Raw genomic sequence first — 13013 nt, 5'->3', positions numbered from 1 at the left:
AAAATAGTGCTTCTACTAAAGTACCCTTTTTTCCTTATTATTAACCATATACAAGACCCCTGTAGTTACAACAACAGGGGTCTTATCTGTATTACACTTGTGGTCCTTCTGTTTTTTTCTTCTTAGCAAATACAACAGGTTTATCCTTAATATTTTTTCCGCGCCATACTAACCATAGTTGTGAAGCAAGGAACAAGGATGAATACGTACCTATTAACAATCCTACAGCTAGCGCAATTGCAAAACCAGTAATTGGCTGTGCTCCAAGGAATAAGAATGCCAATACAGCAATCATTGTAGTTAGTGTTGTATTTATACTACGTGTAAAGGTTTGTACCAGACTCTTATTGACGATACCGGCAAGTTCCTTAAATGATTTAATGCGTTTCTTTTTACGCAGATTTTCCCTAATTCGATCAAAGGTTACTATCGTATCATTTATTGAATAACCTATAACGGTTAGAATCGCAGCAACTATTGTAACATCAAATTCAATTCTGGTAAGACTAAATATTGCTAACACGAAGAAAACATCATGGATTAAAGCAATTATTGCTGTTAAACCAAAGAATAGTTCAAATCGAAGCGTGACATATATAACCATACCAATTGATGCAATGGCAAGTGCATAAAGGGCGTTTTTAACTAGTTCTTCACCAACAACTGGTGAAACGACACTCACACTGGAATTTGCATTATAATTCTCCTGAAAATACGTCTGTACTTCTGATATTCTATCTTCATCAATTACCTCATCGTAACGGAGAATAACATTCTCGCCATTATCACCTGCAGGAACAACAGATTTTGCCTCTAAATCCAGCTCTTCCAGACTGTTTTTAATTGCCTCTGTGTCTAATGTATCTTCTGCAGCAAGTTGAATTCTTGACCCACTGGTAAAATCAATTCCAGGGTTTAATTGAAAAATACCTAGTGAAATACCACCAAGAATAACCATTGACGCTGATGCAATAAAGAATTTTTTTCTATGTTGAACAACATTAACCTTCCGATTAAAGATTTTAGGTTCTACTTCACTTACATCGGCGATATCCTTAATGTCCTTCTTCTTAACCCCAAACCATGCTGGTCGATTTTTAAGAAATTTTGCTTTAATCCATAATCGTAATAATAGCCTTGAACCATAAACAGCTGTTATGAAGCTTACTAGGATGCTAACAATCAACATCGTCGCAAACCCTTTAATCGAGCTTGTACCAAATATGAATAAAACAGCAGCAGCAAGCATCGTTGTAATATTGGCATCAACAATAGCCCGTAATGAATTTGCCGTTCCTGCTTTAAACGATGCGAGTAATGATTTACCTTCGCGAATTTCCTCTTTAATCCGCTCAAATGTAATGACATTCGCATCAACAGCCATACCAACACCAAGTATTAGCGCGGCTATTCCTGGCAGCGTTAGCACACCATTCATCAGTTCAAAAACTAATAGAATTAAATATATATAAATACTTAAATTGATTACAGCTATTAATCCTGGGAAACGATAAAATGCAATCATAAATATAAAGATTAGACTTATACCAATAACCCCTGCAAATACGGTCTTATTAAGCGCCTCTTCACCAAACTGTGCACCTACCGTATTTGAATACAATTCTGTCATATTCACAGGAAGTGAGCCTGCATTAATGATATCAGCCAGTCGTTGAGCAGATTCCACTGTGAAGTCACCATTAATCATAACATTTGTTGTGTTTAATGTTTCATCAACTTTAGGGGCTGATACATATTTCGGATCTTCCTTCTTCACTTCCTCAGCAAATGAATCTCCTTCTTGATAGTCCATCCAGATCACGAGCAAGTTCTTTTTTTGAGGATATGGAACCATCGGATCTGCTTTAGCAGCAAGATTACTTGTTATTTCCCCAAATTTTGATGCATCTTTTAATTGTAAGGTGACAATAGGCTGGTTCGTTTTCTGGTTAAAATCTTGTTTCGCACTACCTTCTTGTATGTCTGACCCGTCAAGAAGTACTTCATCCTCAACATTCCGCAATGTAAGGCGTGCTGATGTGGATAGCAGCTCTCTTGCTTCACCTTGATTTTCCACCCCAGCAAGCTGTACACGAATTCGATCTTCACCTTCAATATTAATATTTGCTTCGCTAATCCCCAAGCGATTCACACGTTCATTGAGTATTCGTACTGTGGATTCAAGTAACTCTCTATCTGTCTCTTCTCCTTCATCAACAGGTTCAATTTGATATAAAACCTCAAACCCGCCTTGAAGATCCAATCCTAGATTAACGTCTTTCGCAATTCCTGTTATCGTTGACCCAATCGTCCCCGCAAATATTAGTACGATTAGAAAAAAGGCAACGATCTTGCCTCTGTTTTTCATCTTCCAATTGCCTCCCTTTATATCTCTTGGGTAAAACATTATGTAAAATCTATTCAGACTCTTCCAAATTTCCTTTGGTTAGAGCATTTATTGAAGCCATTAAATCATTATCCTGGTATGCATTAACGGTTAAGTAACTCATGTAAATGTTTGATGAAAGATGGAGAATATCCTGAGTCACCTCAAATAAACGTTTCGGTGGATTGCCTTTCCATACCTTTTCTTCTAAACATTTCCATATATTTTCATTTGATGCCTGTGCATAACCCATTAACTTGAATTCGTTTACTTTACTCTCTAAAGCTAACAATACATCAGGTTTCCACTCTCTGACATTTTTTATAACTTCCACGTGATTCCCCTCCCTGTAGACAATCCAATCTATATAATAATGCTTGTCATGCTTGGCCCACTTCTTTGCATATATATCATTGTATATGAAAATTTATTTTTTGAGAAGGTAGGTCGGCAATATTGACCAAACAAACATTTTTACAAGGTACACTAATTTTAATAATAGCAGGTATGATCACACGTTTATTAGGCTTCATCAACCGACTGGTTATAGCTAGATTTATGGGCGAAGAAGGTGTTGGTCTTTATATGATGGCTCTACCAACTCTTTTCCTTGTGATTACATTAACACAGCTCGGCCTTCCTGTCGCAATTTCCAAACGGGTATCAGAAGCCGAAGCCAGAAATGATACACATAAAATTAAAAAAATTCTTGTCGTATCATTACTCGTAACAGGTATATCAAGTGTCATTTTTACAATTGGCATGATCGCTGCCGCACCATTTATTGCCACAACCTTACTTACTGATGAACGTACAATGTACCCACTAATTGCGATAAGTCCAATCGTTCCTATTATAGCAATTTCTTCAGTACTAAAAGGCTACTTCCAAGGCCGGCAAAATATGAAACCACAAAGTTATGCATTAGTAATTGAACAAATCGTCCGGATTACGTGTGTGGCATTCTTCATTAAATTATTACTACCATTTGGAGTCGAATTTGCTGCAGCTGGAGCAATGTTCAGTGTAATTCTTGGTGAACTTGCATCACTGTTATTTATGATTCACTTATTTAAACGAAAGAAAATAGTAAGTATTCGGCACCGCTTTTTTAAATACGTAAAATCAAGTAAAAACACATTAGTAGAACTATTTTCAATTGCGTTACCAAGCACAGGCAGTCGGTTAATTGGGTCCTTTTCTTACTTCCTTGAACCAATAATCGTAGCGCAAAGCTTACTTATCGCTGGAGTATCAAGTTCCATGGCAACAAAACAGTATGGCGAGCTAACCGGGTATGTATTACCATTACTATTTTTACCAACATTTATTACACAATCCCTGTCCATCGCTTTAGTCCCATCAATTTCAGAAGCTGAAGCAACTAACAACAAGAAACTAATTCATTACCGAATTCATCAGTCTATCAGGATTTCATTTGCATCAGGTGCGATAGCAACCATTGTCCTTTCGTTGTTTGCTGTGCCAATACTAACGTATATGTACGGAACAGGAAATGCTAGCAGATTTCTAGTATTAATGGCACCTTTTTTTATTTTACTCTATATTCAAGCTCCATTACAAGCGGCATTACAAGCGTTAGATTTAGCAAAACCTGCAATGTGGAATAGTTTATTCGGTGCTGCATGTAAGTTTATTGTACTATTTCTATTGGCATCCAATGCTGAATTTGGAATCATGGGAGTTGCAATTGCAATGTCCGTTGGCGTGGTTCTAGTAACATTATTGCATCTGGGCAGTCTGTATAAACAAATAGGCTTTTCGATACCTTTTAAAGATTTAATGAAGATGGGTTTATTATTATCACTAACATATATGGCTGGGAACTTCTTTAAGGGTATCTATTCCGGATTTGATTCAAATCCTTTCCTATTTATCATAGTCATCCTATTTTTAACGATAGTATACATTGCACTGCTCTTCATTTTAAAATTCATTACAAAAGAAGAGTTAAGACAAATACCAATTCTCCAGAAATGGGTACATTAAAAAATTCTTGCTTTTTCCAAACAATAAACCTAAACAAGTAGTTGATATATATTGAGACATAATGTGGAAAAAATTTGAATGCTATGCCACCGCTCCGGAAATAGACTTCGCGACTTATAGGGCAAGGCTTCCATTTTCTGCGGGATCTTCAGCTGTTGCTACGACGGACAGGACGATCTAGTACCGGCATTGGTCACAGGACGTGACCGCTTTTAGCTGGTGCCTACTGGGGTCTCCGTGTATATCCTACGCTGGATTTTGCTCACTATTTCAGAAAATAACAAAACAAAAACAACATAACGCTTTTCTTAAGCGTTATGTTGCTTATAGTCCTTGTGACATATACGGAATTAGATAGCGAACGTAAACATAAATAGTTGATATAATAAGCGAAAACAGTACAAATGGTATTCCATACAACATAAATCGAATAAATGGTATCTTTTGATTTGAACCCTCAGCTAATCCTGCAACCACGACATTTGCAGAGGCCCCAACCAATGTTGCATTTCCTCCTAAACATGCTCCTAGTGCTAATGACCACCATATGGGATCCAAATAAACCATTCCATAACTCTCAAATTCTTCTATTACTGGAATCATTGCTGCAACAAATGGTATGTTATCGACGATTCCTGAAAATAGTCCCGAAATCCATAGTATAAGTATAGCAGTTTTTGAAAAATCACCTTCTGTTGAACGAACAATCGCTCTGGCCATTTCATCAATAATCCCAACTTCTTCAAGCCCACCTACTAAGGTAAATAATCCAATGAAAAAAAACAATGTAACCCATTCAACTTTTGCAAAGATATGCTCTGTTTCAATTTCTTTCTCTGTTAACAGCAAAAGTAGTATCGCTCCACTTAGCGCTATTATTGTCAGTTCAATATGCAAAATTGAATGAAGCATAAAGCCTGATAATGTAAGAACTAACACAAAAACAGATTGATATAACATAGGTGATTTCACCAGAAATGATGATGCATCCATTGCCATTAATTCGTGTATGTTCGTTTTCTGAGCAGTTAATGTGCCTCTGAACAACAGCACCATTAATGCCAGCATTATTATAAAAATAATTATAGCCAGTGGTGCCAGATGATTAACGAACGATAGAAAGGTAAGATGGTCAACAGCTTGTCCAATCATTATGTTTGGTGGATCACCTATAAGTGTGGCAGTACCTCCAATATTAGAACTAAAAATAATAATTAGCAGATATGGAAATGCAGGAAGACTTAATTGTTTCGTAACTTTAAGAATAATTGGTACAAATATCAAGACCGTTGTAACATTATCAAGTAACGCTGATCCAATAGCAGTCAATATACTTACTCCAATAAACAATGGAATAGGTGAACCACGAACTCTCTGTGCAAATCGAATAGCAATAAAGGAAAAAAGCCCTGTCTTTTCCGTTATCGATATAAGTAGCATCATGGAGAATAATAAAGCAATAGTATTCCAATCAATATAGTGCATGAACATTTCATTGGCACTATAAACCCCAGTTAACAACAATAAGGCCCCGCCAGAAAGTGCAACAACAGCGCGATTTATTTTCTCAGTCATAATAAAAACGTAACTAATTATAAAAATAACAGTTGCTAATATTACTTCCATGCAGCATCCTCTTTCATGATAAAAATAATCTCTTCTTACAAATATATGCTGAGATATGCAAAATATTTTCAGTCTATTTTTTATTTACCTGAATAGAATGAAAGTACATGGACAAACAATGGAAAGGGGGATTAGCATCATGCAAAAACAGCAATTTACTGCCCTGATGTATGGTTGGATTATAATTCTCGGTTTAATTCTTTTAACTAGTATTATTCTGGCCTTCTTACTTCGATTTACAACAATGGAAGAAACCACTTTATCATGGCTAACATTAGCAATAGGTTTAATTTGCTTATTTATAGGAGGGCTTGTTGCAGGAGTCAAGAGTAAGCAAAAAGGTTGGATCATCGGCTCTATGACGGGGATCGGATTTACATTTTTTACTTTCCTAGTACAGTACCTTGGTTATCAGCAGGCTTTTTCGATAGAACAGTCACTCCATCATATTGGGTTTATCTTAGCAGCAATTATAGGTGGAGTCATCGGAGTTAATTTTGTAGCAACAGAAAATAATAATTAAATCATATAGAAAAGAAGCTAGTACACAATGTACCAGCTTCTTTTGTTTCCTTTATGTATAATCATAAAGTATTAGTGCTTTTATTTATTATTGGTTGCTTTTTACTTCGCGGATGGCTGTACGATCATACGTAAGTTTAACACCATCACCGGATTGAATAATAACAGTGCTCTCGTCAATTGCATGAACAACACCATGAAAGCCGCCGATTGTTATTACTTCATCTCCTTTTTGAAGATCAGACTGCATTTGTTTAACCTGCTTTTGTTTTTTCTGTTGCGGACGAATAAGCAAGAAATAAAAAATAACAAACATTAGAATAATCGGTGCTAGAGATATTAGCATATCCATTAATAATTCCCTCCTTTCCTAAAAGTTTTTTGCATTCGGTTGGTTAAGACCATATTGTTCAAAGAATGCTTCTTTAAAATCGCCAAGTCGATCATCATTAATAGCTGCTCGTACTTGTTCCATTAATTTTAACAGAAAAAAGAGATTATGGTAAGTAGTAAGTCTGAATCCAAATGTTTCATTACATTTGACTAAGTGTCGGATATAAGCACGGGAGTAATTTTTGCATACATGACAATCACAATTCTCATCAATTGGACTAAAGTCTCGTGCATATTTCGCATTTCTGACGACTAGTCTGCCATTGGATGTCATGCATGTACCATTGCGGGCAATACGTGTCGGTAGTACACAATCAAACATATCAATTCCTCTAATAGCTCCATCAATTAACGAGTCAGGTGATCCTACCCCCATTAAATACCGCGGCTTATTGCTCGGCAATAATGGTGTAGTAAATTCCAGAACACGATTCATAACATCCTTTGGTTCACCAACAGAAAGACCCCCTATTGCATATCCAGGAAAATCCATTGACGTTAAATCAGCTGCACTTTGTTTACGCAACTCTTCATACTCTCCGCCTTGGATAATTCCAAATAAACCTTGGTCAGAGGGGCGCTGGTGAGAATTCAAACAGCGTTCAGCCCAGCGTGACGTTCGTTCCACAGAAGCTTTCATATAATTATGTGTTGCAGGGTATGGCGGACATTCATCAAATGCCATCATAATATCTGAGCCCAATGCATTCTGAATCTCCATTGCCTTTTCTGGTGATAGAAAAAGCTTCTCTCCACTCAAATGACTCCGAAAATGCACGCCTTCCTCTTTAATGTCACGCATTTTACTTAAGCTAAAAACCTGAAATCCGCCAGAATCGGTTAATATTGCTCCATCCCAATTCATGAATTTATGAAGACCACCAGCTTCTCTAATAATGTCCTCACCAGGTCTTAGCCAAAGATGGTATGTATTAGATAGAATAATATTTGCATTCATTTGCTGGAGTTCTTCTGGACTCATGGTTTTAACTGTAGCCAATGTGCCAACAGGCATAAATGTGGGTGTGTCAAATGAGCCGTGTGGCGTGTGTACTTTCCCAAGTCTTGCACCTGTCTGTTTACAAGTTTTAATGTGTTCATACGTAATTGCTGTCATTATATTCGTTCCTTTTTATAAGATTAACATCGCATCACCAAAACTGAAAAATCGATACTTTTCTTTAACAGCTTCATTATATGCATTTAAAATACTCTCCCGATCAGCGAGTGCACTTACTAACATAATCAATGTTGATTTAGGCAAATGAAAATTGGTGATTAGCCCGTCAATTGCTTGAAATTGATATGGAGGATAAATAAATATATCAGTCCAACCACTCGATTCTGCAAATTGTCCATTATTATCTCTGGCAATAGTTTCAAGTGTTCTTGTAGAAGTGGTACCAACTGAAATAATTCTTCCACCTGCTTGTTTAACTTGTGATAATGTATTAGCAGTCTCTTTGGTCATATGATAAAATTCAGCATGCATCGTGTGGTCATCAATATTATCTACACTGACCGGGCGAAATGTGCCCAGCCCGACATGTAACGTAATAAAGGCAATAGTTACACCCATGCTCTTTAACTCATCCAATAGTGAATTTGTAAAGTGTAATCCGGCAGTAGGGGCGGCTGCTGACCCTTCTTCTTTTGCATATACAGTTTGATAGCGTTCCATTTCAGATAGTTGTTTCTTTATATATGGAGGCAATGGCATTTCACCTAACTCATCAAGAACTTCGTAAAAAATGCCTTCATATGAAAAATCAAAAATTCGGCCGCCATGAGCCTTAAGCGCCGTGCATGTTGCACGAATTTTACCTTCACCGAATACGAGCGTTGTCCCTACTTTAACTTTCTTGGCTGGTTTTGCCAGTACTTCCCATTCATCCTCATCTTGCTGGTGAAGAAGCAGTACTTCTATTTTAGCACTTGTATCTTCTTTTACGCCATACAGCCTTGCTGGTAAAACTCTCGTATTGTTTAATACAAGACAATCACCCTTTTTAAGGTACTGCTTAATATCCGTAAAATACTTGTGTGCAACTTCCTTCGTGTCTCGATTTAATACTAATAAACGAGATGAAGCACGCTCCTTTAGTGGTGTTTGAGCAATTAATTCTTCTGGTAATTCAAAATCAAAATCCTCTATGTTCATGATGCTCTCCTTACTATATTTACCGAAATTTACCCAGGATATAAAACACAAGTGTCAAAATAATACTTACAACAATGGAAGTCATGATTGGAAAGTGAAATGAAAAATTTCCTTTTTTAAAACTAATATCACCAGGAATCCTGCCAACAAATGTCCAAATCAAACCAATCACTACAAATATAATACCTAGGAGTATAAATAATTTCCCTGCGTTCATCATGTATCGTTCCCTGATATTCCAAAATGTTGGTAAGCTTTCGGGGTTACTAGCCTACCCCTTGGTGTACGCTGGATAAACCCAATTTGTAATAAATATGGCTCATATACATCTTCAATCGTTTGAGACTCTTCTCCAACTGTTGCTGCAATCGTATCCAAACCAACTGGTCCACCTTGAAAACCATCTATAATACCTTTTAACAGCTTGTGATCAATATGATCTAATCCAGCATCATCTACCTGCAGCATTTCCAGTGCAAGGTCAGTGGTTTTTAAACTGATTTCTTTTTCACCCTTCACTTGAGAGATATCACGAATTCGCTTTAGTAAACGGTTGGCAATTCGTGGGGTTCCTCTTGATCTCCGCGCAATTTCACCGGCTGCTTCTTTGGTAATTGTCGTTTCAAATATATCTGCAGTCCGTTCTACAATTGAACATAGATCTTTAGCTTCGTAAAATTCCAGCCGGCTAAGTACACCAAATCTATCTCGTAATGGGGCTGACAGTAAACCGGCGCGTGTTGTTGCACCAACAAGCGTGAATGGAGGTAAATCGATCCGAACTGATCTCGCGCTGGGACCTGTACCAATTACAATATCAAGGAAAAAGTCCTCCATTGCAGGGTACAGCACTTCTTCAACAGCCCGTGGAAGCCGATGCACCTCATCGATAAACAGTACATCACCTGGTTCAAGTGATGACAGAATAGCTGCCAAATCCCCGGCTCGTTCAATCGCAGGACCAGAAGTAGATCGGAACTGTACACCCATTTCATTCGCAATAATTGCTGCCAGTGTTGTCTTGCCAAGACCTGGTGGTCCATATAACAGTACATGATCAAGTGGTTCTTCACGCATTCTTGCTGCCTGAATAAAAATACTTAAGTTCTCTTTAACTTTTTGTTGACCGATATACTGATTTAGATTTACAGGGCGGAGACTAAGCTCAACAGTAGAATCCTCATTTTGTAATTCACCTGTGACCATTCGCTCATCCATATTATCCCCCCCCTTGTTAATTTTTCATTAGTAATGCAAGTGCTTTTCGAATAATCTCATCCGTATTACTATTATTTTCTGATTGCAGCTGTGGAACGACTGCTTTAATTTCACGTTCTGTGTAGCCTAACGATTTCAAAGCCTCCTGAGCTTCACTTATACTATCACTTGTCTTCGGGTTACTTGTATCTACTATTTCCTGTTCACCGGAAACAGAAACCATAGAGGTTAGCTTACCTTTTAAGTCTAGAATAATTTGTCTGGCTGTTTTTTTACCTACCCCAGGAAAACTTGTCAAAAATTTATCATCTTCTCGCTCAATAGCTTCAACAAAACCTGTTACGTCAACACTTCCTAAAACTGCTAACGCACCTTTTGGCCCAATTCCTGAGACGGAAATAAGCTTTGTGAACAGATATTTTTCATCTTCATTTTTAAAGCCATATAGTACCTGTGTATCTTCCCGCACATAATGGTACGTATTTATTGTTATCTCATTATTTAATTCAGACTGAAATAAAAAAGGATTAGCACAAACAATTTCATACCCAACTCCTTGTACATCCACAATTACTGCATCTTCCTGAATAGTTGATAATGTCCCCTTTATGTATGCAATCATCCGACCTTCTCCTTTACATTCCTGCACCTATTCTAACATAACTATACACATAAGGAATAAAAACTCCCATTCTCATATCGCAAGAATAGAAGTTTTGTTGCCTTATTCTGACTCCTCTAAATTGTGGTGGATATCTTGAACATCTTCATTGTCTTCAAGCATCTCAATCAGATTCAGCATATTTTTCTCATCATCTTCAGAAGGAGAACTATATGTTTGTGGAATGAAGGTGATCTCTGAACTCTCCAATGGATAACCACTTTCACGTAAATATTCACACACTGCATTAAAATCCTCTGGTGCTGTAATTATTTCATATGCGCCCTCTTCTATGACTATATCTTCTGCACCTGCTTCAATGGCCCCCAGTGTGATTTCTTCTTCATCAATTGCTCCGTCCTCATTTGTAATAACAATATATCCTTTTCGGTCAAACATAAAGGATACACTTCCATTTTCGCCTAGGTTTCCATTATTCTTCTTAAAGGCATGCCTAATTTCAGCAGCAGTTCTATTTTTATTATCTGTTAAAATATTGACAATAACAGCAACACCACCTGGACCATAGCCTTCGTAAGTTAATTCCTCAAAGCTAGCACCATCCAGTGCTCCTGTTGCTTTCTTAATTGCTCGATCAATATTTTCGTTCGGCATGTTATCAGCCTTAGCCTTGTCAACTGCTAATCTAAGGGAGGCATTCATTTCCGGATCTCCTCCACCTTGCTTGGCTGACGTATAGATTTCTTTAGCATGGTGCATAAATACTTTTCCTTTTTTTGCATCTTGTGCATTCTTTCTCTTTTGAATATTCTTCCATTTAGAATGACCAGCCATAGGACATTCTCCTCTCTGTATATTTCCCTTTTTAACTATACCAAAAATAGCTGAATCATTAAAGTGATGGTTCTACTACTACAATCGAATCCCAGATAAAAAAAGTGTCATTTAAAACTTAAACATATTTTCTAAAACAACACCACCTAAACAGGATGAGAAACGATACTAATAAAAAGATAAGTAAAGAACAAAAGAGCAAGGGCATGTTCAGCGCCGTATGGAATGTTCGCAGCGCTGCAGGTGGGTCGAAGCCGGCCGGATTAGTCGATCTTCCTTTCCCCTAAGATTAGATAAACCAGGCTTATCGCCAATGATGGGGAAAGTCAAAGTGAATCTTATGCTTGGAAAGCGAAAAGGATATACGAAGAGTGTAAGTTGTCCCACAGGACGTGGAAGAGTTCGACGTTGCCACACGATGTGGTAATGTTAATCGAACATCCTTTATATCTTATCGTAGAGAAGGAAGTTTACTAGGCGTTAGCCGGTGAGAACGCCACGTCCTGTGGTGTCCGGGCACTAGTACTTCTGTCAGTATGCCGGATCTGGACGTGGCTGATTCCGAAGTCCATCTATCCTCAGCACTTAAATTTTTTTTTAGTTCCAGTTTCTTAAAGAATAAAAAGCCTTTGCATCGCAAAGACTTTAATCCCTCGTAGTATTAAAAAATTCATTGAGAAACTCATTCATATCACCATTTAGTTGGTCCAGCTTTGCATCCTTATTTCGCATACGATCCCAGTAAATGTCATCTGTATATACTTCAACTTCTCGGTTTGGTACCATTTCATGAACCTCTTGTTTTAGGATTTTTCTCATGTTTGGAGGTGAACTAGGGCTTATTATCACTCCAACAATTGCTTTATCATCAGTTACAGCAACTTGGGCTTGAATAACTTCCCTTCGTTCTTTTAATTTCTTACTTATTAAAATGGAAGTTTGATTGGTATATAAATCACTTTGACCGCTAGCGTCACCATCGTTCATCTCAGTTTGCTCGCTTTGAGGATACCCGCCTTTTTCACCAAGATTTGGTTCTTTATTACCAGTTCGTTCTTTTTGTTCTTCTTTCGTTTCGTAATTAATCGGCTGTGAATTCATATTTTCAGTGTTATCTTGCTTTCCTTCTTCTGTTCCACATCCAACCAAAGCAAAAATAATGACTGAAATTATTGTTAGAATTTTTATCGACATAAAAAAACCTCCCTTACCATTAGATTGTATAAGAGAGATTTTTTTAA

Annotated in this window: 13 protein-coding genes; 2 read left to right on the top strand and 11 right to left on the bottom strand. The window is 37.3% G+C overall.

The features are described 5' to 3' along the window. Positions 1–91: 91 nt before the first annotated feature. Positions 92–2368, bottom strand: a complete 2277-nt coding sequence (gene secDF / locus BMY13_RS07470) for a protein translocase subunit SecDF (protein ID WP_092503675.1) — start codon at positions 2366–2368, stop codon at positions 92–94. A gap of 49 nt (positions 2369–2417) precedes the next feature. Then, a complete protein-coding gene (locus BMY13_RS07465; protein ID WP_092492455.1) occupies positions 2418–2720 on the bottom strand; it encodes a post-transcriptional regulator in 303 nt (100 codons plus the stop codon). Between the two features lie 122 nt (positions 2721–2842). Here BMY13_RS07465 and spoVB point away from each other — a divergent pair, with 122 nt between their 5' ends. Then, a complete protein-coding gene (gene spoVB, locus BMY13_RS07460) occupies positions 2843–4396 on the top strand; it encodes a stage V sporulation protein B (protein ID WP_092492454.1) in 1554 nt (517 codons plus the stop codon). A gap of 324 nt (positions 4397–4720) precedes the next feature. Here the strand turns inward: spoVB and BMY13_RS07455 are convergent, their stop codons facing one another. Continuing rightward, complete coding sequence (locus BMY13_RS07455) at positions 4721–6022, bottom strand: ArsB/NhaD family transporter (RefSeq protein WP_092503673.1); 1302 nt, start codon at positions 6020–6022, stop codon at positions 4721–4723. Between the two features lie 139 nt (positions 6023–6161). On the opposite strand from BMY13_RS07455, the gene BMY13_RS07450 reads away from it, so the two are divergent. Further along, positions 6162–6545, top strand: a complete 384-nt coding sequence (locus BMY13_RS07450) for a TIGR04086 family membrane protein (protein WP_092492452.1) — start codon at positions 6162–6164, stop codon at positions 6543–6545. Between the two features lie 87 nt (positions 6546–6632). Here BMY13_RS07450 and yajC read toward each other — a convergent pair whose 3' ends face one another. The 8 genes from yajC to BMY13_RS07410 form a co-directional block, all read right to left on the bottom strand. Next, positions 6633–6896 (bottom strand): preprotein translocase subunit YajC, encoded by a 264-nt coding sequence (yajC, locus tag BMY13_RS07445; protein WP_092492451.1) that lies wholly within the window; start codon positions 6894–6896, stop codon positions 6633–6635. An 18-nt stretch (positions 6897–6914) separates the two neighbouring features. Beyond that, on the bottom strand, positions 6915–8054 hold the full coding sequence (tgt, locus tag BMY13_RS07440) for a tRNA guanosine(34) transglycosylase Tgt (RefSeq protein WP_092492450.1): 1140 nt from the start codon (positions 8052–8054) through the stop codon (positions 6915–6917). Positions 8055–8069: 15 nt separating this feature from the next. Further along, on the bottom strand, positions 8070–9098 hold the full coding sequence (gene queA / locus BMY13_RS07435; RefSeq protein ID WP_092503670.1) for a tRNA preQ1(34) S-adenosylmethionine ribosyltransferase-isomerase QueA: 1029 nt from the start codon (positions 9096–9098) through the stop codon (positions 8070–8072). 19 nt (positions 9099–9117) lie between these two features. Continuing rightward, complete coding sequence (locus BMY13_RS07430) at positions 9118–9318, bottom strand: DUF2905 domain-containing protein (protein WP_175476742.1); 201 nt, start codon at positions 9316–9318, stop codon at positions 9118–9120. Continuing rightward, positions 9315–10316 (bottom strand): Holliday junction branch migration DNA helicase RuvB, encoded by a 1002-nt coding sequence (gene ruvB / locus BMY13_RS07425; protein ID WP_092492448.1) that lies wholly within the window; start codon positions 10314–10316, stop codon positions 9315–9317. Before ruvB ends, BMY13_RS07430 begins: the two co-directional genes overlap by 4 nt. A gap of 16 nt (positions 10317–10332) precedes the next feature. Then, the gene (gene ruvA, locus BMY13_RS07420) at positions 10333–10938 is read right to left on the bottom strand and encodes a Holliday junction branch migration protein RuvA (RefSeq protein ID WP_092492447.1); all 606 of its coding nucleotides are present in this window, start codon (positions 10936–10938) and stop codon (positions 10333–10335) included. Positions 10939–11040: 102 nt separating this feature from the next. Continuing rightward, positions 11041–11772 (bottom strand): YebC/PmpR family DNA-binding transcriptional regulator, encoded by a 732-nt coding sequence (locus tag BMY13_RS07415; RefSeq protein WP_092492446.1) that lies wholly within the window; start codon positions 11770–11772, stop codon positions 11041–11043. A gap of 645 nt (positions 11773–12417) precedes the next feature. Continuing rightward, a complete protein-coding gene (locus tag BMY13_RS07410; protein WP_092492445.1) occupies positions 12418–12966 on the bottom strand; it encodes a YhcN/YlaJ family sporulation lipoprotein in 549 nt (182 codons plus the stop codon). Positions 12967–13013 lie beyond the last annotated feature (47 nt).

This window comes from Virgibacillus subterraneus (assembly GCF_900110695.1).
In the GTDB taxonomy this organism is placed as follows: Bacteria; Bacillota; Bacilli; order Bacillales; family Amphibacillaceae; genus Lentibacillus; species Lentibacillus subterraneus.
Note: the sequence above shows the minus strand (reverse complement) of the source record. Positions and strands in the feature narration are given on the sequence as shown.

What these genes read in the sequence shown, in the direction of transcription:
- secDF (WP_092503675.1), bottom strand. Translation starts at nt 2,368, where the DNA reads ATGAAAAACAGAGGCAAGATCGTTGCCTTTTTTCTAATCGTACTAATA.
- BMY13_RS07455 (WP_092503673.1), bottom strand. Translation starts at nt 6,022, where the DNA reads ATGGAAGTAATATTAGCAACTGTTATTTTTATAATTAGTTACGTTTTT.
- BMY13_RS07450 (WP_092492452.1), top strand. Translation starts at nt 6,162, where the DNA reads ATGCAAAAACAGCAATTTACTGCCCTGATGTATGGTTGGATTATAATT.
- yajC (WP_092492451.1), bottom strand. Translation starts at nt 6,896, where the DNA reads ATGGATATGCTAATATCTCTAGCACCGATTATTCTAATGTTTGTTATT.
- tgt (WP_092492450.1), bottom strand. Translation starts at nt 8,054, where the DNA reads ATGACAGCAATTACGTATGAACACATTAAAACTTGTAAACAGACAGGT.
- queA (WP_092503670.1), bottom strand. Translation starts at nt 9,098, where the DNA reads ATGAACATAGAGGATTTTGATTTTGAATTACCAGAAGAATTAATTGCT.
- BMY13_RS07430 (WP_175476742.1), bottom strand. Translation starts at nt 9,318, where the DNA reads ATGATGAACGCAGGGAAATTATTTATACTCCTAGGTATTATATTTGTA.
- ruvB (WP_092492448.1), bottom strand. Translation starts at nt 10,316, where the DNA reads ATGGATGAGCGAATGGTCACAGGTGAATTACAAAATGAGGATTCTACT.
- ruvA (WP_092492447.1), bottom strand. Translation starts at nt 10,938, where the DNA reads ATGATTGCATACATAAAGGGGACATTATCAACTATTCAGGAAGATGCA.
- BMY13_RS07415 (WP_092492446.1), bottom strand. Translation starts at nt 11,772, where the DNA reads ATGGCTGGTCATTCTAAATGGAAGAATATTCAAAAGAGAAAGAATGCA.
- BMY13_RS07410 (WP_092492445.1), bottom strand. Translation starts at nt 12,966, where the DNA reads ATGTCGATAAAAATTCTAACAATAATTTCAGTCATTATTTTTGCTTTG.